19 protein-coding genes are annotated in these 20890 nt (G+C 70.5%); 1 reads left to right on the top strand and 18 read right to left on the bottom strand.

Annotation, left to right across the window (positions count from 1 at the left end; translation table 11 throughout):
• Genes ruvX through KY469_12705 form a run of 5 tightly spaced genes read right to left on the bottom strand, consistent with a single transcriptional unit; the run spans position 1 to position 5023 of the window.
• Entirely contained in the window at positions 1 to 450 is a 450-nt protein-coding gene (gene ruvX / locus KY469_12725; protein MBW3663958.1) for a Holliday junction resolvase RuvX, read from the bottom strand.
• Entirely contained in the window at positions 447 to 3086 is a 2640-nt protein-coding gene (alaS, locus tag KY469_12720; GenBank protein MBW3663957.1) for an alanine--tRNA ligase, read from the bottom strand. The genes ruvX and alaS overlap by 4 nt, the downstream gene beginning before the upstream one ends.
• A gap of 47 nt (positions 3087 to 3133) precedes the next feature.
• A complete protein-coding gene (locus KY469_12715) occupies positions 3134 to 3397 on the bottom strand; it encodes a hypothetical protein (GenBank protein ID MBW3663956.1) in 264 nt (87 codons plus the stop codon).
• Between the two features lies 1 nt (position 3398).
• Positions 3399 to 3749: a DUF948 domain-containing protein gene (locus KY469_12710; GenBank protein ID MBW3663955.1), complete on the bottom strand. Its 351-nt coding sequence runs from the start codon at positions 3747 to 3749 to the stop codon at positions 3399 to 3401.
• Complete coding sequence (locus KY469_12705; GenBank protein ID MBW3663954.1) at positions 3746 to 5023, bottom strand: replication-associated recombination protein A; 1278 nt, start codon at positions 5021 to 5023, stop codon at positions 3746 to 3748. Before KY469_12705 ends, KY469_12710 begins: the two co-directional genes overlap by 4 nt.
• Positions 5024 to 5366: 343 nt before the next feature.
• On the opposite strand from KY469_12705, the gene KY469_12700 reads away from it, so the two are divergent.
• Complete coding sequence (locus KY469_12700) at positions 5367 to 7100, top strand: S8 family serine peptidase (protein ID MBW3663953.1); 1734 nt, start codon at positions 5367 to 5369, stop codon at positions 7098 to 7100.
• An 82-nt stretch (positions 7101 to 7182) separates the two neighbouring features.
• Here KY469_12700 and aspS read toward each other — a convergent pair whose 3' ends face one another.
• The 13 genes from aspS to KY469_12635 all read right to left on the bottom strand — a co-directional run.
• The gene (gene aspS, locus KY469_12695; GenBank protein ID MBW3663952.1) at positions 7183 to 8952 is read right to left on the bottom strand and encodes an aspartate--tRNA ligase; all 1770 of its coding nucleotides are present in this window, start codon (positions 8950 to 8952) and stop codon (positions 7183 to 7185) included.
• A 20-nt stretch (positions 8953 to 8972) separates the two neighbouring features.
• Positions 8973 to 10328: a histidine--tRNA ligase gene (hisS, locus tag KY469_12690; protein MBW3663951.1), complete on the bottom strand. Its 1356-nt coding sequence runs from the start codon at positions 10326 to 10328 to the stop codon at positions 8973 to 8975.
• A gap of 20 nt (positions 10329 to 10348) precedes the next feature.
• Positions 10349 to 11098 carry an MBL fold metallo-hydrolase gene (locus tag KY469_12685; protein MBW3663950.1) on the bottom strand — a complete coding sequence of 250 codons (750 nt, stop codon included), beginning with the start codon at positions 11096 to 11098 and terminating at the stop codon, positions 10349 to 10351.
• A 38-nt stretch (positions 11099 to 11136) separates the two neighbouring features.
• Positions 11137 to 13347: a bifunctional (p)ppGpp synthetase/guanosine-3',5'-bis(diphosphate) 3'-pyrophosphohydrolase gene (locus tag KY469_12680; protein ID MBW3663949.1), complete on the bottom strand. Its 2211-nt coding sequence runs from the start codon at positions 13345 to 13347 to the stop codon at positions 11137 to 11139.
• A gap of 150 nt (positions 13348 to 13497) precedes the next feature.
• Positions 13498 to 14025 carry an adenine phosphoribosyltransferase gene (locus KY469_12675; protein ID MBW3663948.1) on the bottom strand — a complete coding sequence of 176 codons (528 nt, stop codon included), beginning with the start codon at positions 14023 to 14025 and terminating at the stop codon, positions 13498 to 13500.
• A gap of 8 nt (positions 14026 to 14033) precedes the next feature.
• Complete coding sequence (secF, locus tag KY469_12670) at positions 14034 to 15128, bottom strand: protein translocase subunit SecF (protein ID MBW3663947.1); 1095 nt, start codon at positions 15126 to 15128, stop codon at positions 14034 to 14036.
• The gene (gene secD / locus KY469_12665; protein ID MBW3663946.1) at positions 15125 to 16585 is read right to left on the bottom strand and encodes a protein translocase subunit SecD; all 1461 of its coding nucleotides are present in this window, start codon (positions 16583 to 16585) and stop codon (positions 15125 to 15127) included. Before secD ends, secF begins: the two co-directional genes overlap by 4 nt.
• Before the next feature lie 23 nt (positions 16586 to 16608).
• Complete coding sequence (locus KY469_12660) at positions 16609 to 17259, bottom strand: phosphohydrolase (protein MBW3663945.1); 651 nt, start codon at positions 17257 to 17259, stop codon at positions 16609 to 16611.
• A 383-nt stretch (positions 17260 to 17642) separates the two neighbouring features.
• Positions 17643 to 17948 (bottom strand): preprotein translocase subunit YajC, encoded by a 306-nt coding sequence (gene yajC, locus KY469_12655; GenBank protein MBW3663944.1) that lies wholly within the window; start codon positions 17946 to 17948, stop codon positions 17643 to 17645.
• Between the two features lie 89 nt (positions 17949 to 18037).
• Positions 18038 to 19087, bottom strand: a complete 1050-nt coding sequence (gene ruvB, locus KY469_12650; GenBank protein ID MBW3663943.1) for a Holliday junction branch migration DNA helicase RuvB — start codon at positions 19085 to 19087, stop codon at positions 18038 to 18040.
• Entirely contained in the window at positions 19084 to 19671 is a 588-nt protein-coding gene (gene ruvA / locus KY469_12645; protein ID MBW3663942.1) for a Holliday junction branch migration protein RuvA, read from the bottom strand. The genes ruvB and ruvA overlap by 4 nt, the downstream gene beginning before the upstream one ends.
• Before the next feature lie 5 nt (positions 19672 to 19676).
• Complete coding sequence (gene ruvC, locus KY469_12640) at positions 19677 to 20282, bottom strand: crossover junction endodeoxyribonuclease RuvC (protein MBW3663941.1); 606 nt, start codon at positions 20280 to 20282, stop codon at positions 19677 to 19679.
• A 156-nt stretch (positions 20283 to 20438) separates the two neighbouring features.
• The coding region (locus KY469_12635; GenBank protein MBW3663940.1) for a YebC/PmpR family DNA-binding transcriptional regulator at positions 20439 to 20890 on the bottom strand (452 nt) is incomplete at its 5' end.

Genomic DNA, 20890 nt, shown 5'->3' with positions numbered 1-20890 from the left:
TCACCGTCTCCCGTGCCGGCGCGAGTCAAGCCACGTCTGCAGGATCAGCGTGGCAGCGACGCGGTCGATGGAACGCCGCCGTTCGCGTCGCCGCGCACCCTGCTCGATCATCACGCGCTCCGCCTCGGTGGTGCTGAACCGCTCGTCCCACAGGTCCACGGCGAGGTGCTCGGGCAGCCGGTCGGCGATGTCGCGGGCCCGGTGCGCCGCTGGTCCCTCGCGACCCTCCAGCGTACGCGGTAGGCCCAGGACGATGCCCACGGCGAGCTGCCCGTCCGCGGCCTCGGCCAGCTTCGCGGCGATGGTGGCCGCGTTGTCGTCGGGGTCCACCGACAGCGTGTCGAGCGGCGTCGCGACGGTCTGGGCCGGGTCGGTCAGCGCCAGACCGATTCGGACGTCGCCGAGATCGACGCCGAGGACGCGGCCCTGAGGTGGGACGGAACCGCTCACGCGTCACGGATGGCGGTGCGGGCATGGTCCGCCGCCACCTCGAGCGCCTGGTCGAGCGCCTCACCACCCTTGCCACCGGCCTGCGCGAGATCGCCCTTGCCGCCCGCTCCGCCACCGACGACCTGCGCAGCGGGCTGCAGGATGGGTCGCGCCTCGATGCCGGCGGAGGCGAGATCGTCCGACACGACCGCGACGAGTTGGGCCTTGCCGTCGTCCTGCGCGGCACCGGCGATCACCACCGCCTTGGTCGCGAGGTGACCTCGGATCTCCAGTGCGAGCTGTCGGAGCTCGTCCATCGTGACGCCGTCGTGGCGGGTGGTGACGACCGCGAGTCCGTCGGGTGTGCGGTCCACCTCGTCCGCCAGCTGCTTCGCCTGTTGCGACAGGCCGGCCGAGCGCACCTTGGCGAGTTCGCGCTCGGCGCTCTTCAGGCGCTCGAGCAGTCCCTCGACACGGGCGACGGCCTCGTCGGTCTTCACGTCGAGGAGGCGGCTGATCTCCTCGGCGACGAGTCGTTCGCGGGAGACGTACCGCAGCGCATCGAGCCCGGTGAGGGCCTCGAGACGCCGCGTGTTGGCGCCGATGGACTCCTCCCGGACGACGTGGACCGTACCGATGGTGGCACCGGACCCGACGTGCGTCCCGCCGCAGAGTTCCTTGGAGAAGTCGCCGATCGTGACGACGCGCACGATCTGGCCGTACTTGTCCCCGAAGTTGGCGACCGCGCCCGCCGATTTGGCCTCGTCGATCGGGAGGATCTCGGTGCGCACGCTGGGGTCGTCGAGCACGCGGCGGTTGACGGCCTCCTCGATCTCGACGAGACGGTCGCGCGGGACCTGCTCGAAGTGCGGGAAGTCGAAGCGGAGCCGACCCGGCTCGACCAGCGACCCGGCCTGCTGCGCGTGCGAGCCCAGGATGTCCTTGATGCTCGCGTGGAGCACGTGCGTCGCACTGTGCGACCGCGCGGTGGCCAGACGCAGTCCGGGATCGACGCGCGCCTCGAGAGGCTGGCCGGCGGAGACCTCGCCCGCTACCACGCGAGCGCGGTGCACGATCAGACCCTCGATCGGCTCCTGCGTGTCGATGACCTCGAGCCGGCCGGTCGTGGTCTCGAGGATGCCGCGGTCCCCTACCTGGCCACCACCCTCGGCGTAGAAGGGGGTGCGCGGCAGGACCACCTCGACCTCGTCCCCCTCGGTCGCCGACTCGACGATCCCCCCGGGTGTGACGATCGCTCCCAGGTCAGCCTCCGCCCGGAGGGCCTCGTAGCCGAGGAAGTCGGTCGCACCCACCGTCGCGGCGATGTCGCGGTAGACCTCGACCGGCACCCCGTCACCGCCCCGCTTCATCGCCGCGCGAGCGCGCCCTCGTTGCTCCTGCATGAGCTCCTCGAACCGGTCGCGGTCGAGCGTCAGCCCGGCTTCGGCCACGATCTCGCTGGTGAGGTCGATGGGGAAGCCGAACGTGTCGTGGAGCTTGAACGCGGTGTCGCCGCTGAGGGTGGCGCCGTCGGGACCGCCCGCGGCCGCGATGGCCTCGTCGAGCAGACCCAGGCCTTGGCGCAGCGTGCGGGTGAACTCGATCTCCTCCGCGGCGGCCACCCGGGTCACCAGCTCGCGTTGGCCTTCCAGCTCGGGGTAGCCGGGGCGCATCGTGTCGATGACGCGGTTGGCCAGGGCCTCCATCACGGGCTCGTCGGTGCCGAGGAGGCGCGTGTGACGGACCGCCCGGCGCAGCAACCGTCGCAGGACGTAACCGCGGCCCTCCTTCGAGGGCAGGACCCCGTCGGCGATCAGGAAGGCCGACGTGCGCGCGTGCTCGGCGATCACACGCAGGCTGACGTCGGCGTCGTCGTCCTCGCCGTAGCCGTGGCCGGTGAGTTCCTGGGCGAGCACGAGCATCGGGGCGAGCACGTCGGTGTCGTAGATCGTCGGCACGCCCTGCTTCAGCATCGACATGCGCTCGAGCCCCATGCCGGTGTCGACGTTCTGCGCCGGCAGGTCACCCAAGATGTTGCCCTCATCGTCGAGTCGGAACTGCATGAAGACGAGGTTGTAGAACTCGAAGTAGCGCTCGTCGTCGACGGCAGGCCCGCCCTCCTGGCCGAACTCCGGGCCGCGGTCGTAGTACAGCTCGGTGTTGGGGCCGCCCGGACCCGCGACGTGCATCCACCAGAAGTTGTCCTCGGCACCGAGACGTTGGATGCGCTCCGCGGGGACGTCGGTCTCCTCGAGCCACAGCTGCTCGGACTCGTCGTCGTCCTCGTACACCGTCGCCCAGATGCGGTCAGGGTCGAGCTCGTAGTGCTCGACCGACAGCTCCCACGCCCACGCGATCGCCTGACGCTTGAAGTAGTCACCGAAGCTGAAGTTGCCCAGCATCTCGAAGAACGTGAGGTGGCGGGTGGTCCTGCCCACGTTCTCGATGTCGGTGGTGCGAGCGACCTTCTGGAAGCTGGTCGCACGGGGGTGGGGCGGGGCGGCGTCGCCGAGCATGTACGGCTTGAACTGCACCATCCCGGCGGTCGTGAGTAGCAACGTCGGGTCGTTGGGGATCAGCGACGACGACGGGAAGCGCTGGTGGTCGCGCTCCTCGAAGAAGCGGAGGAACGTCTCGCGGACGGTGACCGAGTCCAAGTGGTGCTCCGGAGGTGCGGCGTGCGGGGCGGGTCGTGGTACCGGGCTCAGCGGCCGCGGGCGATGTCGCGCATGGTCGGAACGCGGTACTCGGCACGCAGCTCGGCCTCGTGCTCGGCGGCAGCGACCCGCGCGTTCTCCAGGAAGCGCCGGACCGAACCGGCCGCGCTGCCGGCAGCCCGGCCACCGCTGCGCACGAGGTTGGTCGGCTTGACCGCGTTCGCCGCCGAGTCGAGCCTCCTCATGACGATGGCGCCGACCACCAGGCCCGCTCCGAGCCCGAAGATCAGCAGCAGGAGTCGCTTGATCACGTCAGTCCTTCATCGCCTTGGCAGCCTTGGTGATCCCGGCCACGTACGCCGCTCCCTTGATGAGCGGGTTCGACAGCGTGGCGTGCACGACGCCAACGAGCGAGTCGGCCGTCGTCGTGATGTTCTGCACCCCGGCCACGATGGCGTCGACCCGAGCGAGCTCGACGTTGATGCCACTGACGGTCTCGTTGAGCCCGCCGATCAACGGCACCGTCTGATCGGTGATGCCCTTGACCATGTCCGCGACGTTCGCGAGCACTCGCAGCAGCATCATCAGCACGGCGGACAGCGCGATGACGAGCACCCCCCAGAAGCTCGCTGCGATGATCCACGCCCAGTCCGAGCCGCTCACGTCGTGCTCCCTCCCTCGTCGGTGGATCGCTGCCAGAGCCGTGCCAACCGTTCCTGGACCGACCCCTCGTCGCCGTAGGGCGACGGGTCGTACAACCTGCGTCCGACGAGCTCGTCCGGCAGGTACTGCTGTGCCACGTAGCCCTCGGGGTGGTCGTGAGGATAGAGGTAGCCCGTGCCGTGACCGAGCCGAGCTGCGCCCGGGTAGTGGCTGTCACGCAGGTGCGCGGGGACCGGGGCGTTCCCTGCCTCCTCCACGGCGGCGTGACCCGCCTTCATGGCGCGCTTGACGCTGGCGGACTTCGGGGCGGTGGCGAGCCGGATCGCCGCGTGGACGAGGTTGTACTCCGCCTCGGGCAGGCCGACCCGGTCGAGCGCCTCGAACGCGGCCACGGCGGTGGGCAGTGCACCGTCGTCAGCGAGCCCCACGTCCTCGCTGGCGAAGATGACCATGCGTCGGGCGATGAAGCGCGGGTCCTCCCCCGCCTCGAGCATCCGCAGCAGGTAGTAGACGGCGGCGTCCGGGTCGGTGCCGCGCATCGACTTGATGAACGCGGACACGATGTCGTAGTGCTGGTCAGCGGCGCGGTCGTAGCGCAGGCGGCGGGTCGCCGCTTCGAGCGCGTCCAGCGAGATGACGGTCCCGGCGCCGTCACGATCCTGCTCGCTCGCGGCAACGCCGAGCTCGAGGGTGTTGAGCGCGGCCCGTGCGTCGCCGTCGGCGAGTGCGACGAGGTGGTCCATCGCGTCGGGCTCGACCACGGCCCGGCCCGCGAGGCCGCGCTCGGTGTCGGTCAGCGCAGCCGCCACGATCGCGCGGACGTCGTCGTCCGTCAGTGCCTCCAGTCGGACCAGCTCGCAGCGCGAGAGCAGCGGGGCGTTGACCTCGAAGAACGGGTTCTCGGTCGTCGCTCCGATGAGCACCAACGTGCCGTCCTCCACGACTGGCAGCAGCGCGTCCTGCTGGGCCTTGTTGAAGCGGTGGATCTCGTCGAGGAACAGCACCGTGCGTCGACCGTTCGCCCGGAGCCGGTCGCGAGCACGCTGGATGACCTCGCGCACGTCCTTGACCCCCGCGGTCACGGCCGAGAGCTGCTCCCAGGCGGCGGTGAGCTGGCCCGCGACGACGTGGGCGACCGACGTCTTGCCGCTGCCAGGTGGGCCCCAGAGGATCAGGCTGATCGGCTCGCCCCGCTCGAGCAGCGTCCGGATCGGGCGTCCCGACGCGAGCACCGCCTCGTGACCGACGAGCTCGTCGAAGGTCCGGGGCCGCATCCGGGCGGCCAGCGGCCGCGCGTCGGACGCCCCGCCTGCGCCGGCGCCCGGCCTGGGCGGGGCGTCGGCGGGCTCGTCGGGCAGCTCGAACAGGCTCTCGGTCACCCCGCGAACCTACAGCCGCCTCGCGGCTCGGGCTGCGCTGCGTGGAGAGTTGGCCTCACCAGTGAGGCAGAACCTCCACGGAGCGGGGTCAGGGTCGGGGCGCCTCGGGCTGCGCTGCGTGGAGAGTTGGCCTCACCACTGAGGCAGAACCTCCACGGAGCGGGGTCAGGGTCGGGGCGCAGGGATGAGGTGGTCGGGCGGCGAACCCACGCGTAGAGGACCGACGAGGGGATGGCCCGTGCTGCGCCGCTTCGCACTGCTCGCACTCGCCACCGGCGTGGTGGCCGCCACCACCCCGGCGCCGGCCGCGGTGCCAGTCGCCCCGGACCGGACCGCCGGGACGGTCACGGCCCCGACGGCTGCCGACGCCGCGGCCCGCGCTGCCGTGCGGGCGTTGCCGCGTGCGACCGCGGTCAACGACGCAGACGGAGACGGGATCTTCGACGACCTCGATGCTTCCCTTACCACGGCCGGCGTCGACGAGCGCATCGGCGTCATCGTCGTCTTCCGCGCGGGCATCTCGGGGGCGGAGGGCGCGACGCGTGTCCGAGCGGTCGCTCCCGACGCTCGCCTGTCTCGCACGTTCCACCTGATCGCGGCGGTGGCCGGGGCGCTGACACCTGCGGAGATCGTGGCCGTCGCGGGGCTTGACGAGGTACGGCAGATCGAGCTCGACCGCGTCGGCGCCCCCGAGCTCGGCACCGCGACCCACGTGATGGGTGCTGACGCCGCGGTCGACACGCTCGGGATCTCCGGTGACCTGGATGGCGTGCCGAGCAGCGTCTCGGCGACCGACGTCGGCGTGGCCGTGCTCGACACCGGGTTCCAAACGAGCCATCAGGAACTCGACGGCTCCAAGCTGGTCGCGTGGTACGACGCGGCCACCGGGGCCAGTCAACCGTCCGACGACCATGGGCACGGCACCCACGTCGCCAACATCGCGGTCGGCTGGGGCGCGAGCCCCCAGCACCGCGGCGTCGCCCCGGGGGCGTCGTTGATCGGCGTGCGCATCAGCGGAGGCGGCGACACGACGTCGAACGCCATCGCCGGCTACGAGTGGATCGTCGACCACATGGCGGAGTTCAACGTCCGGGTGGCGACGATCAGCTTCGGGTTCGGTACCGCCACCGACGGGACGACCGCGCTGGAACTGGCGGTGGATGCGACCTGGGACGCAGGCATCGTGACGTTCAAGTCCAACGGCAACGGCGGCCCCGGCAACGGCACCATGACCGTCCCGGCCGCCGCCCGCGGGATCCTCGCCATCGGCAGTCTGCTCGACCCGTTCGGGGCGGGCGCTGGCTCGTACGGTTTCACGCTCAGCGAGTTCTCGAGCCGCGGCCCGACCTCGGACGGGCGCATCAAGCCCGACCTCACCGCGCCGGGCGACACCATCAGGGCCGCGAACGCCGAGACGACGTCGGGGTACGTCAACAAGAGCGGCACGAGCATGGCGTCTCCGTTCGCGGCAGGAACGGCGGCGTTGATGGTCGCGGCCGATCCGTCGCTCGCACCGGACGAGGTCCGTGAGCTGCTGTTCGCCACCGCCGAGGACCGTGGTGCCGAGGGCGCCGACAACGACTTCGGCCACGGCCGCATCCAGGTGTACGAGGCGGTGGCCGCGGCGCTCGCGGGCGCGGGCCAACCGGTGGACGGGACCCCACCGGACGCGCCGGCGCAGCACACCATCAGCGGCGAGATGGGGACCGAGGTCTTCACCGCCAGCTTCGAGGTGCCGGAGGGGGCGGGCGGCTTCCCGATCGGGGCGAGCATCCTCACCGACGGAACCCTGCTGTACGCGGAGATCCTGAGGCCCGACGGGTCAGCGGGCATGCCGGCGCGGCTCGCGCCCATCAACACGGCCGACCGCCAGCACAACTACAGCTTCTTCCCGGTGGAGCCCGGCACCTACACGCTCCGGGCCATCGCCACCCCCGGCAGCACCATCACCGGCGACATCAGCCACCCCTGATCCCCCTCGCGGCCCCGCTCCGTGGAGACCTGGCCTCACCAGTGAGCAACATCCTCCACGCAGTGAAGGTCGGCCCGTGCGGTCAGGGTCGAGGTGGGGCGGTGGGCTCGAGGCGGAGGCCGACCTCGTCGAGGGCGCGCGGCTCGTAGGGGGCCGGGGCGTCGGTCATGGGGTCGCTGCCGGACTGGGTCTTGGGGAAGGCGATCACGTCGCGTATCGAGGAGCGCCCCGCGAGCAGCATGACGATGCGGTCGAGGCCGAAGGCGATGCCACCGTGCGGCGGAGCGCCGTAGCCGAGCGCACGGAGGAGGAACCCGAACTTCGCCTCGGCGCGCTCGTCGTCGATACCGAGGAAGCGGAACACGCGACGCTGGAGCTCGGGGTCGTGGATACGGGTCGACCCACCTCCGAGCTCGACACCGTTGAGGATCACGTCGTAGGCCCGGGCCCGGGCCTCGCCTGGCGACTCCTCGAAGCGGTCGCGCCACTCCGGTGCCGGTGACGTGAAGGGGTGGTTGGCCGGCGTCCAGCCGCCTTCGTCGGTCGGCTCGAACAGCGCCATGGGGAAGATCCAGAGGAACTCCCACCGCGACTCGTCCACCAGTCCGCGCGCCTTCGCGAGGGCCACGCGCAGCGCCCCCATCAGTTCGTACGCGAAGCGGGTCTCCCCCGCCCCGAAGAACAACGCGTCACCGGGCGACGCGCCGGTCTCCCGCAGCACGCCGCCGATCTCCTCCTCCGACATGTACTTGGCCAGCGGTGATCGCAACGAGCCGTCGTCCTCGACGACCGCCCACGCGAGCCCCTTCGCCCCGCGGGCCTTGGCCCAGTCGGTCCACTCGTCGAACTCCCGACGAGTGAGCTCGCCGCCAGCCGGAAGCGCCAGGGCCACGACCGAGCCGCCCGACTCGAGGACGGCCCGGAAGACCCCGACCTCGGTCGCGGCGAAGATCCCGTCGAGGTCGGCGAGCTCGACGTCGAAGCGCAGATCGGGCTTGTCGGTGCCGAAGCGGCGCAACGCCTCGAAGTAATCGAGGCGCGGGAACGGCAGGGGCACCTCGACGCCGAGGACCTCGCGCCACACCTCGGCGAGGATCTCCTCGGTGATGCCGATGACGTCCTCCTCGTCGCCGAAAGACAGCTCGAGGTCGAGCTGGGTGAACTCGAGCTGGCGGTCGGCGCGCAGGTCCTCGTCCCGGAAGCAGCGGGCGATCTGGTAGTAGCGCTCGAGCCCCGCGACCTGGAGCAGCTGCTTGAACAGCTGTGGCGACTGCGGCAACGCGTACGTCGATCCCGGCTGCAGGCGCGAGGGGACGAGGAAGTCCCGCGCTCCCTCGGGGGTGGCCCGGGTGAGGATGGGGGTCTCGATCTCGATGAAGTCGTTGCGTTCCATGACCCTCCGGATGACGGAGTTGACCTGTGCTCGTAGCGCCAGGCCGAGCGCCATCACCGGGCGCCGCAGGTCGAGGTAGCGATGCTTCAGGCGCACCGCTTCGTCGATGTCGACGTCGTCCTCGATCGGGAACGGCACGGTCTCGGACTCGGCCAGCACCTCGAGCGACTCGGCGTAGACCTCGACGTCGCCGGTCTCGAGGTTGGGGTTGGCCATCCCTTCGGGGCGTGCGCGGACGACACCCACGACGCGGATGACCCACTCGCCGCGCACGCGATGCGCCGCTTCGAGCGCCTCGCCCGCCTCGGGGTCGGCGACGACCTGGACGATCCCGGTGCGGTCACGCAGGTCGAGGAAGGCGAGGCCGCCGTGATCGCGGCGGGTGTCGACCCATCCGGCCACGGTCACCTTCTCGCCGGCGTGCTCTGTGCGGAGCGTGCCCGCCCCGTGGGTGCGCAGGGCGCCGTAGGGCGTGATGGTCACGGCGTGGTTCCTCCGTCGGTCATCGATCGGTCGGTCGCCAGCTCGGTCCGGCCGTCGCCAGCGAGGAGCACCTGCACCCGCTCCTCGAGCGCCTCCACGGGGACGTCGACCTGCTCGCCGGAGCGCAGGTCCTTGACGCCGACCGTACCCGCCGCCACCTCGTCCGCCCCGCGGACGATCACGAACCGCGCGCCTCGCCGGTCCGCGTACCTGAGCTGCTTCTTCATGCGGGCGCTGTCCACGAAGAGATCGGCCCGCACCCCGGCGCGCCGGAGTCGGGTCGCCAGCGCGATGGCATCGCCACGCAGCGAGTCGTCCATCACGGTGACGACGACGTCCGGAGCCGACTCGGACACGTCGGCCTCGCCGAGGAGCAGCAGGATGCGCTCGACACCCAGCGATCCGCCGGTCGCGGGGATCTCGCGTCCCGAGAACATCCCGAGCAGTCCGTCGTAACGACCGCCGGAGCCGATGCTCGAGCCCAGACCCGCGTGCCTGATCTCGAAGATCGGACCGGTGTAGTAGTCGAGGCCGCGGGCCAGGTAGGGCGCGAACGCCACCTGCCCCCGCTGCAGGTGACCGTCGACGAGTTCGATGACGGTGTCGACCTCACCGAGCCCCGCGCTCCCTCGCTCGGTCCGCCCGAGCCGCTCGCGGACACGATCGGCCGCGTCGTCGGCCTCGAGATCCGCGCGGAACCGCGCCGCCGCCTGCTCACTCACGCCGCGCTCGGCCAGCTCGGTCGCGACCCCCTCCGGGCCGACCTTGTCGAGCTTGTCGATCGCGACGAGCGCGCTCTGCTCGAGCTCGGGAGGGATCGCGTACGCCTCGATCAGCCCTCGCAGGGCGGGGCGGGAGTTCAGCTCGAAGGTGTAGCCATCGAGACCCAGGGCGGTCAGAGCCGCGTCGAGCGTCAGCAGCGTCTCGGCGTCCGCGACGAGGGAATCCGCCCCGACCGTGTCCGCGTCGCACTGGGTGAACTCACGGAAGCGGCCGTGGCCGGGCCGGTCGGCTCGCCACACCGTGCCGAGGTGGTAGCGCTTGAACGGCGTCCCGAGTTCGGGGTGAGCCGCGATGTAGCGCGCCAGCGGGACGGTCAGGTCGTAGCGCAGGGCGAGGTCGGCCTCGCCGGTCTCCCCGTGCTCGCCTCGGCGGAGGATCTTGAAGATGAGCTGGTCGCCCTCCTCGCCGTACTTGCCGGTGAGCACCTCGAGACGCTCGAAGGCCGGGGTGTCGATGGGGGCGAACCCGTGGCGCTCGAACACCTCACGGATGAGCGCGAAGACGCGCTCGCGCCGTGCCACCTCGGGCGGGAGGTGATCGCGTGTCCCGGAGGCAGGACCGGTGTCGATGCTGGCCAAGGTCCCTGCCTTCAGATCTGGAGGCGGCGGGCCTCGTCGACGAACGGGTTGCGCACCCGTTCGGTACCGACCGTCGTCTCGGGACCGTGGCCGGACAGGATCAACGTGTCGTCCTGGAGTGGCAGGACCGTGTCGACGATCGAGCGGTACAGCGCAGCGGTGTCGCCGCGCGGGAAGTCGGTGCGGCCAACGGACCCCTGGAAGATCAGGTCACCGCTGAAGAGCACGTCCGCTGCGGGTCGGGTGGTGCGGTCGAAGCGCACCTCGGCTTCGTCGAGTCCGCGACCGAGGAAGGTGAGGTGACCGGGGGTGTGCCCGGGCGTGTGCCGGGCGTCGAAGGTGATGCCGGCGTAGGTCAGCGTGGCGTCGCCGGACAGGGCCTCGAGGCGCTCGGTCGGCGGCTCCCAGCGCAGGCCGAAGGTGCGCTCGAGGACGGTGTTGGCGTCCTCACTCGAGCGCGCCCCGCTGAAGCCGATGACCGGGGCGTCCCAGAGCCAGCGGTCGTCCTCGTGCATGATGACGGGCACGTCGAGGCTGCGGGCGAGGTCCGGCATGGCCCAGAAGTGGTCGAGGTGGCCGTGCGTTAGCAGGATGGCCTCGCAGCTCACGCCTTCGGCCTCGAGGATCCCGGGCACGTGGTCGGCACCGGTCTCGCCGGGGTCGATGATCACCGCCGCGCCGACGGCGCGGTCGCCCACGACGAAGCAGTTGGTCTGCCAGCGGCCGAGGGGCACGCCGACGACGAAGCGATCACGCGACACGGGACTCCCGAGGAGATGCGATGCGACGAGAAGGCTAGCTACTTCTTCTTCTGTGGCACGACCCGGTACGCGTCGTAAACCGCCTCGACCTTCCTGACCGACCGCAGCACGTACTCGAGGTGGGCCGGGTCGCCGAGCTCGAAGGTGAACCGTAGAACCGCGACGCGGTCGCGCCGTGTGGCGACCTGAGCGCTCATGATGTTGATGTGCAGGTCCCCCAGCACGGCGGTGATGTCGCGCAGCAGGTGCTTGCGGTCGATGGCCTCCACCTGGACGGTGACGAGGAACGTCGCACTGACCTGGTCGTTCCAGCTGACCGGGATCAGGCGCTGCTCCTCCTTCGTGAGGTCCCCGACGTTGGGACAGTCCTTGCGGTGCACGCTCACGCCGCGTCCACGGGTGACGAAACCCAGGATCGCGTCCCCCGGGACGGGGGTGCAGCAGCGGGCCATCTTCACCAGCATCCCGTCGGCGCCGGCCACGTTGATGCTCTCGGTCGCGGGCGCTGGACCATCCAGCCGCACGGGTAGCTCGTCCGCGGGCTGCGTCGAGGTGTCGGTCGAGTCCGTGAGGTGGTCGACGAGGTGCTGCACGACCGTCGTCGCTGCGACGTGGCCGTCGCCGACCGCACGGAACAGGGCGTCCGGCTCGCTGTAGGACAGCTCGTCCACGACGGTCTCGAGCTCGCCCGCCGCCATGATGCGCGCGACCGACAGGCCCTTCTTCCGCAGCGCCCGACCGATGGCGTCGCGGCCGCGCTCGATCGCGTCCTCGCGACGCTCGCGGTTGAAGTACGCGCGGATCTTCGTGCGCGCGCGTTGCGACGCGACGAACTTCAGCCAGTCGCGGGTCGGACCCGCGTCCTCCGCCTTCGACGTCAGGATCTCGACGTGGTCGCCGTTGACGAGCGTGTGATCGAGCGGGACGAGACGATCGTTGACCTTGGCCCCGATGCAACGGTGGCCGACCTCGGTGTGCACCGCGTAGGCGAAGTCGACCGGAGTGGCTCCGGCCGGCAGCGCCTTGACGTCGCCCGCTGGCGTGAAGACGAAGACCTCGTCCTGGTACAGCTCGAGCTTCAGCGACTCGAGGTAGTCGTCGGACTCGACGTCCTGCTGCCACTCGAGCATCTGGCTGAGCCACTGCATGTCGGTGGTGCCGCCGCTGCGCTCGTCCTCCTTGTACTTCCAGTGGGCAGCGACGCCGTACTCCGCCGTGTGGTGCATCGCCTTGGTCCGGATCTGCAGCTCCAGCGGACGACCCTTGGGACCGACGACGGTCGTGTGCAGCGACTGGTAGAGGTTGAACTTGGGCATCGCGATGTAGTCCTTGAAACGCCCCGGGACGGGGCGCCAGGTCGCATGGATCTGGCCGAGCACCGCGTAGCAGTCGCGCACGCTGTTGACCATGATGCGGATGCCGACGAGGTCGTAGATCTCATCGAACTCCCGTCCCCGCAGCACCATCTTCTCGTAGATCGAGAAGTAGTGCTTGGGCCGCCCCGTCACCTCGGCCTTCACGCGTAGCTCGCGCAGTTTCTCGTGGACCTCGGCGACGACCTCCTCGATGTAGGCCTCACGCTCGGGGTTGCGCTCGCTGACCATCGCGACGATCTCGTCGTAGCGCTTGGGATGCAAGGTCTGGAACGACAGGTCCTCGAGCTGCAGCTTGAAGGTCTGCATCCCCAGCCGGTGAGCGAGCGGGGCGTAGATGTCGAGCGTCTCCTGCGCGATGCGCTTCTGCTTCTCGCGTGGCAGGGCGGAGATCGTGCCCATGTTGTGCAGACGGTCCGCGAGCTTGACGAGCAGGACGCGGATGTCCTGCGCCATGGCGAGGATCATCTTCCGCAGCGTCTCGGCCTGCCGCTGTTCGCGCGACTCGACCTTCAGCTTGTCCAGCTTGGTGACCCCGTCGACGAGGTGGGCGACCTCCGAGCCGAAGTACTCCTCGATCTCCTCCAACGACGCCGGCGTGTCCTCGACGACGTCGTGCAGGAGCGCGGCCATGATCGAGGCGGTGTCCAGACCGAGGTCGGCGAGCTCGGTCGCGACCTGGATCGGGTGGGTGATGTAGGCCTCGCCAGAGCTGCGCTGCTGTCCCTCGTGAGCGACCTGCGCGTACTCGTACGCGCGCACGACCTCACGCAGATCGACGCGTGGGCTCGAGGCCCGGACGTGGGCCGCCAGCTCGGTCAGCTCGTCGGGGATCCCGACCGTGCCGATGGGCAGCCGTGCCAGAACCCCCTTCATCCCCGACGGAGGTCGGGGCGGGGGTGGAAGCTGGCGCTGCTCGCGCCCCGTCTCGGTGGACAGTGGCGCCTCCTACGATCGGTCCGCTCTACCACCGAGGGTAGCGAGGGGCCGACACGGGGTCCCGGCACCGCGCAGGGTGGTGGTGCTTCAGTAGGTCAGTAAGGAGACGTGCTCGTAGGCGCTGATGCGGTCGGCGCCGCCGAGGAAGCCCAACTCGAGCAGGAAGCCCATCCCCACGACCTCACCACCGAGGCGCTTCACCAGCTCCGCGGTAGCGTTGGCCGTGCCGCCGGTCGCGAGGACGTCGTCCACGATCACGACCCGCTCGCCGATGTCGATGGCGTCCTCGTGGATCTCGAGGGTCTCGGTGCCGTACTCGAGCTCGTAGTCGATCGAGGTCGTCGGCGCCGGGAGCTTGCCCTTCTTGCGGACGGGCACGAACCCTGCCCCGAAGTGGTAGGCGACGGGAGCAGCGAGGATGAACCCGCGCGCCTCGATCCCCACGACCTTGTCCACCGTCCCGCGGCCGAAGTGCACCACGAGCGCATCGACCGCGGTCGAGAACGCCACGTGGTCGAGCAGCAGCGGTGTCACGTCCTTGAAGGCGACGCCGGCCTTCGGGAAATCGGGGATCTCGCGGATGCGGCCGCGGAGCACCTCGACGTCGAGATCGATGCGCACGCCTACCCGCCTCCGCGGCGCTGCCGCCGGCTCTTCCTACCGGTACCACGGACGTAGCCGGGGAGCTCGCCGTCCTCGGTCTTCACGGCGGTGCGGGGCGCGGCCGTTCCGCTCACCGTCTCCGCTTCCCGTTCGGCCTCCGCCTCGTCCGCCGCCCGTCGACGCTCGGCCTTCGTGCGCAGCTTGGCCATCTCGGGCTCCCGCTCACGCCACCACGCCAGGAACGGCCCGGCCACGAACAGCGACGAGTAGGTGCCGGTCGCCATCCCGATGAACAGCGCGAGCGCGAGGTCCTGCAGGGTCGCCGCCCCGAGGAGCTGCGCTCCCAGGAACAGCAGTGAACCCACGGGGAGCAGGGACGTCATCGAGGTGTTCAGCGAACGCCACATGACATCGTTCATGGCGCCGTTGACGAGGTCGCCGTAGGTCCTCATGCCCGCCTGCCCGAGCCGTGGTGTGACCTCCTCGATGCGGTCGAACACCACCACCGTGTCGTACAGCGAGTACCCCATGATGGTCAGGATGGCGATCACCGTGGCGGGACTGACGGTGAACCCGACGAGCGCGTAGATCCCGGCGGTCAGCGTGAGGTCGTGGATCAGGGCGAGCACCGCCGCGCCGGCCATCTTCGGCTCGAGCCGGACCGAGATGTAGATGACGACGACGATGAGGAAGACGATCAGCGCCTGGAGAGCCTTGCGCGAGATCCGATCACCCCAGGTGGGCCCGACGAACGTGACCTGGGTCTCCTGACTTCGCGTCAGCTCCTCGAGCGCCCCGCGCACCGCCTGCTCCTCGGGGCTCCCCGGCTCCATCTCCTCCATCTGCACGAGCGCGCCGGTGGCGCGGTCGCCATCGGTCGTCACCTGAGCCTTCACGTCGGTGGCGCCGGCTTCCTGGGCGGTCTCGCGCAGCTCGGCCGCGGTGACCTCGGCGTTGCCGAGCCCATCGAGGACGAAGGAGGTGCCGCCCCGGAAGTCGATGGACAGGTCGAGCTTGGGGCCGACCAGACCGAACACGCTCACGACCAGGAGGGTCCCTGAGACGATCACCCACAGCCGGCTGCGGCCGACGAAGTCGAAGTTGGGGCGCCTCATCGGGATCCTCCTGCGACCGGAGCGGCCTGCTCGGCACGGACGGACGACGCCGAAAGCACCCGCGTCCGGCCCATCAACGTCACCGTCGGACGGGTGAAGAAGTAGAGGATGACGATGTCGAGGACGGTCGACAGGCCCAGGGTGAGCGCGAACCCTCGCACCGGGCCGACCGCGAGGAAGTACAGGATGATGGCCGCCGCCAGCGTGACGGTGTTCCCCGCGAGGTTGGTCCGGAACGCGCTCGAGAACGCGCGCTGCACCGCTGTCCTCATGGTCCGACCGGTCGAGACCTCGTCCCGTAGCCGTTCGAAGTAGATGATCGAGGAGTCCGCGGTGATCCCGATCGACACCACAACGCCGGCGATCCCGGCCAGCGTGAGCGTGAAGCCGAGCTTGCCGAGCAGCGTCATCGTCCCCGTGATCAGCAGCCCGAAGATGGCGAGCGCCGAGATCGCCACCAGACCCAGCCACCGGTAGAAGAAGGTGAGGTAGATCGCGACGATGACCAGGCCGATGGCGCCGGCGAGCAGCCCGGCGTCGAGCGAGTCGCGACCGAGCGTGGGTGAGACCGTCTCGAACGTCGAAGGCTCGAGGGTGATCGGCAGGGCACCGGTCTTGAGCACGAGGGCGAGGTCGCCGGCTTCCTCCTGACCGCCGTTCGTCGTGATGATCGCGGTACCGCCGGTGATGCCGGTGTTGCACGCCACCTCGGGGTTCATCGCGGGTGCGCTCTCGACGATGTTGTCGAGCACGATCGCCAGCAGTCCCGGCCGTCCCTGGTCGCGTTCGCACGCGAGCTGGCCCGTGATCTCGGCGAACGCTGACCCGCCTTGACCGCTGAGGTCGAGCTGCACGTCCCAGTTCTGCTCCACGTTGCCGCTCTGGACGTGCGTTCCGGACCCGGGCACCGTGATCGCGTCGTCGATCTGCGAGCCGCCGAGCGCCGCCGCACCGACCCGGTACTTGGTCGGGCTCTCCAGCGGCGCGCCGGTCGCGGGGTCGGTCCCCTCGCCGCAGACGACGCCTCCCTGGTCGTCGGGAAGCTCGGTCTCCTGCAGCTGATCGCACGTGCCGGCCTCGTCGTACGCGGGCGTGCCGGGGGTGATGATCTCCTCGACCGGTCGGAACGTCAGGTGCGCGGTACGGCCGATGACCTCGCGCGCACGCTCCTCGTCCTGCAGCCCGGGGAGCTGCACCAGGACGTCGTTGCCCTGGCGCGAGATCTCCGGCTCCGCGACGCCGAGGCTGTCGACCCGGCTCCGGATGACATCGATCGTCTGGTCCAGGACGTCGCTGTCGACCTCGTCTCCTGGCTGGGTGACCGGCGAGAGGATCGCGCTGATGCCGCCCCTGAGGTCGAGCCCCAGCTGCGGCGTCGCGCCGGCGATCAGGAAGCCCGCGGACGTGCCGGCGATCGCCAGCACCACCACGAGCGACGCGATGAGCTTGCCCTTCACGCTGCCTCCAGTGGTCCGGCGCCTCAGGCCAGCGGTGTGCCGTTGGCCGATATCCTGAACTCGCAACCGAGGGTCCGCGCCGCGCGGCGGCACAGGATCATCCGGTCGAGGAAGATCTCGAAGTACTCCAGCACCGTGCTGCGGCTCGTGTCCAGCTCGAGCTCGAGCGTGATGGTCGCGGCGTCCCCATCCACCCGCAGGAACGAGTGTGTCACGGCGTCGTTGACGCGGTCGTGGATGTCCGCTGCGGTGTCGGCCCCCTTCCGGACCCTCGAGCGGTGGACGTCGGCCTTGTCAGCCAGGATGACCGCCGCCCCGACGGGTCCGATGCTCGATCCGTACTGCTCCTCGTGGTTGCCCACCGCGCTGAGCACGATGCCGATGCGGTAGGGGTCGACGTCCAGTCGGCGCAGCGCGTCGTAGCCGATCCAGGCCGATGACAGGCCGTGGTAGCCACGGCTGACGACGTTGCCGACATCGTGGAGGTAGCCGCCGAGCGCGGCGAGCTCGCACAGCTCCGGCTCGGCTCCGAGGTGGTGCAGCACGTTGTAGGCGATGCGGCCGACGAGGTTGGCGTGCCGGAAGCCGTGCTCGGTGAACCCCTGCGCGGCCAGGAACTGATCGGCGAGCTTGATGAAGGCGGACACGATCGGGTCGCGCTGGAGCTCCTCCAGGACGTCGACCTTCGCGCCGGTCCGTCGCTCCGCGTCGAGGGCGACGACCTCGCCCTCCTTGACCGCGTCTCCCGCATCGACGCCGCGGAGGAGCGCCTGCTCCGCCGACTCACGGATGATGCTCGCAGGATCCGACAGCGCCGAGGGCGCGTCGTCTCGCGCCGCGTCCGAGTCGGTCTCAAGTAGCCCGGAGGGCGGTAGTCCATCTGCGTCGGTCTCAAGTAGCCCGGAGGGCGGTAGACCATCTGCGTCGGTCTCAAGTAGCCCGGAGGGCGGTAGACCATCTGCGTCGGTCTCAAGTAGCCCGGAGGGCGCTAGACCATCTGCGTCGGTCTCAGGTAGCCCGGAGGGCGGTGGGCCAGCTGGATCGGCGTTCGCCTCGGTCACGAGACCGCCTCGTCCTCGTCCGCGGTCTCGTCCGCCGTCTCGTCCTCTGTCACCGTCCTGGCGATAGCCGACTTCTGGAAGCGCAGGACCACGTCGGGGTTGACGAGCAGGTCGAAGTAGTCGTCGCCGACAGCCTCGATGCGGCCGTGCAGTCCGCCGATGGTCACGACGTCGGCGCCGACGTCGAGCTCGGAGATCAACTGCTGGTGCTCACGCTGGCGCTTCTGCTGTGGTCGGATCATGAGCAGGTACATGACCACCATGAACAGGGCGAGGACGATCAGTCCCCCGGCGCTCTCCATGCTGAGATCCTCTCCAGACGCGGGGTTGTGGACGCCGACGGTACCGCCCCGACGCGGGCAGCACGGAACCGAACCCGACCGGGTGCGCGCTACTCGAACAGCGACGGTGGGGCGTCGGGCGCACCGGTCGTGGGGATCGGGACGTCGAGGTGTGCGAAGGCGCCAGGTGTGGCGATGCGCCCACGGGGCGTGCGCTGGATCAGGCCCGCCTGGATCAGGAACGGTTCGACCGCGTCCTCGACCGTGTCGGGCTCCTCCCCCACGGCGGTCGCCAGGGTGCTGAGTCCGACCGGGCCTCCGGCGAAGCGCAGGGCGATGGCCTCGAGCACGCGGCGGTCGAGCCGGTCGAGACCGCGTTCGTCGACGTCGAAGATGGCGAGCGCCGCCTTCGCGACGTCGAGGTCGACCGTCCCCTCGGCCTCGACCTCGGCGTAGTCGCGCACCCGGCGCAGCAGCCGGTTGGCGATCCGGGGCGTGCCACGAGCACGTCGTGCGATCTCGCGCGCCCCGTCGTCGGTCACGGTGACCCCGAGGATCCCCGCCGAGCGGTGCACGATGGCATCGAGCTCGTCGGGGGCGTAGAACTCCAGGTGCGCCGAGAAGCCGAAGCGGTCGCGCAGCGGCGAGGTCAGCAGGCCGGTCCTGGTCGTCGCCCCCACCAGGGTGAAGCTCGGCAGCTCGAGCCGGATCGATCGCGCCCCGGGCCCCTTGCCGACCACGATGTCGAGCTGGAAGTCCTCCATCGCCGGGTAGAGCACCTCCTCGACCGCTCGCGGCAGCCGGTGTATCTCGTCCACGAAGAGCACGTCGCCGGGCTCGAGGTTGGTCAGGATCGCCGCGAGGTCACCGGGGCGCTCGATCGCGGGCCCGGAGGTCGCGCGCAGCGACGCGCCGAGTTCAGCGGCCACGATCGCGGCAAGCGTCGTCTTGCCCAACCCGGGTGCGCCCGACAGCAGCAGGTGGTCGGCCGCCTGACCGCGTCCGAGCGCACCCGCCAGGATCAGCTCGAGCTGGCGCCGCACCCGTTGCTGACCGACGAACTCGTCCAGCTTCCGCGGGCGCAGCGACACCTCGATGTCGTCCTCGCCGGCGAGAGGCGCCGGCGACACGACCGGGTTGCGGTCGTCGGTGGGGCTCACGACGCCACGCCGATCCCGGTTCCCCCGACCGTCCGCAGCGCCTGGCGCAGCAGCTCGGCGGGGTCGCCCTCGGCGTCCAGACCGGCGACGGCGGCGTGGATCTCGGCGGGGGCGTACCCGAGCGACTGGAGGGCCTCGCGGACCTCGCCCACAGCGGTGGGTGCGACGTCAGCGCCGGGCAGCTCGGCTGTGGCGTCGCCGCCGAGCTTGTCGCGTAGCTCGAGGACCAGCTTCTGTGCCGACTTGCGTCCGATGCCGGGGATGAGCGTCAGGACGTCGACGTCCCCGTCCGCGACCGCGCGGCGCAGCGCGTCGGCCGGATGCGTCGCCAGCGCGGCGAGCGCGAGCTTGGGGCCCACGCCCGAGGCGGACAGGAGCACCTCGAACAGGTCGCGCGCCTCGCGGTCAGCGAAGCCGTACAGCGTCATGGCGTCCTCGCGGACCTGCAGCGACGTGTACAGCTCGACGGGCTCGCCGCGAGGCGGGATGCGCGACGCGTCGGTGAGGTGGACCAGGTAGCCGATCCCCTGCACGTCGACGACGACGGAGGTCGCGGATCGGTCGGCCACCCGGCCGCGGAGCATCGCGATCACGCCGCACCTCCCGTCGGCGGCGCGGTGGACCCCGGCGCCGTGCCGCCGGCGATGCGGAGGTGGGGGCGCTGGAGCACCGACTCCCAGCCCTTCGCGCGCCCCGCCGGGGCGGAGGCCGCCGCGATACCGCGAGCGCGCAGCAGGTGCGTGAGCGCCACCGCGTACGCATCCGCGAGGTCCGCGGGCGACGGGGTCTCGTCGAGCCCGAGCTGGGCGCGGACCATCTTGGCGACACCGTCCTTGTCGGCGTCGCCGTACCCGGCCACCGACAGCTTCACGTCGTTGGGCGAGTAGTGCACGACCGGCACGCCGGCCTCGGCCGCGGCCAGTAGCGCGACCCCGGCGGCCTGGCCGGTCGCCATCGCGGTGCGGACGTTGCGGGAGAAGAGCACGCGCTCGCAGGCAACCACGTCGGGATGGTGCTCGGCGATCGCCCGTGCGACCGCCACGTGCACATGCTGCAACCGCTGCTCGAGGGCCTGGCTGGCTGGTGTGCGGAGGACCTCTGCGGTGATGGCACGAGGCGACGCGGGCGGTCCCTCGACCACCGCGATCCCGCACCGGGTAAGTCCAGGGTCGACGCCGAGCACGCGCAGCGACACGACCTACCTCCTCCGCCCCACGGCTCTCCGTCCGAACAGGTGTTCAGAGGCTAACAGCGGGGCGCGACCGCGCCGAGCACCTCCCGCACCCTGCCTGGAGGATGTGCCTCACCTGAGTGCTAGCACGACACCGGTGAGCGACCCCGCATGCAGCGGTCACGGGGCGGTGGCGGCCTCGAGGAGGTCATCGGTGATGTCGAAGTTGGCGTAGACGTCCTGCACGTCGTCGCTCTCGTCGAGCAGGTCGAGCAGCCGGATGACCCTCTTGGCGTCGGCGGGATCGGTCACGGGGACGTTGGTAGCCGGGACCATGGTCGAGCCGGCCTCGAGGATCCTGAAGCCCGCTTCCTCCAGCGCCTTCCGGAGCCCACGGACGTCGGTCGCGTCGCACCACGCGACCAGCGATCCACCGTTGTCGTCGACGTCCGACAGACCTGCGTCAAGTCCCGCCTCGAGGATGGCGTCCTCGTCCGCCCCGTTCGCCTCGACGACGACCTGGCCGCGGCGGCTGAAGAGGTAGGCGACCGAGCCCGGGTCCGCCAGCGTTCCCCCGACCTTGGTGAACGCCGCCCGGACGTCGGAAGCGGTGCGGTTGCGGTTGTCGGTCA

Source organism: Actinomycetota bacterium (assembly GCA_019347575.1).
GTDB lineage: Bacteria > Actinomycetota > Nitriliruptoria > Nitriliruptorales > Nitriliruptoraceae > JAHWKY01.
The sequence above is the reverse complement of the archived record's forward strand: the minus strand, read 5'-3'. Positions and strand labels throughout refer to the sequence as shown.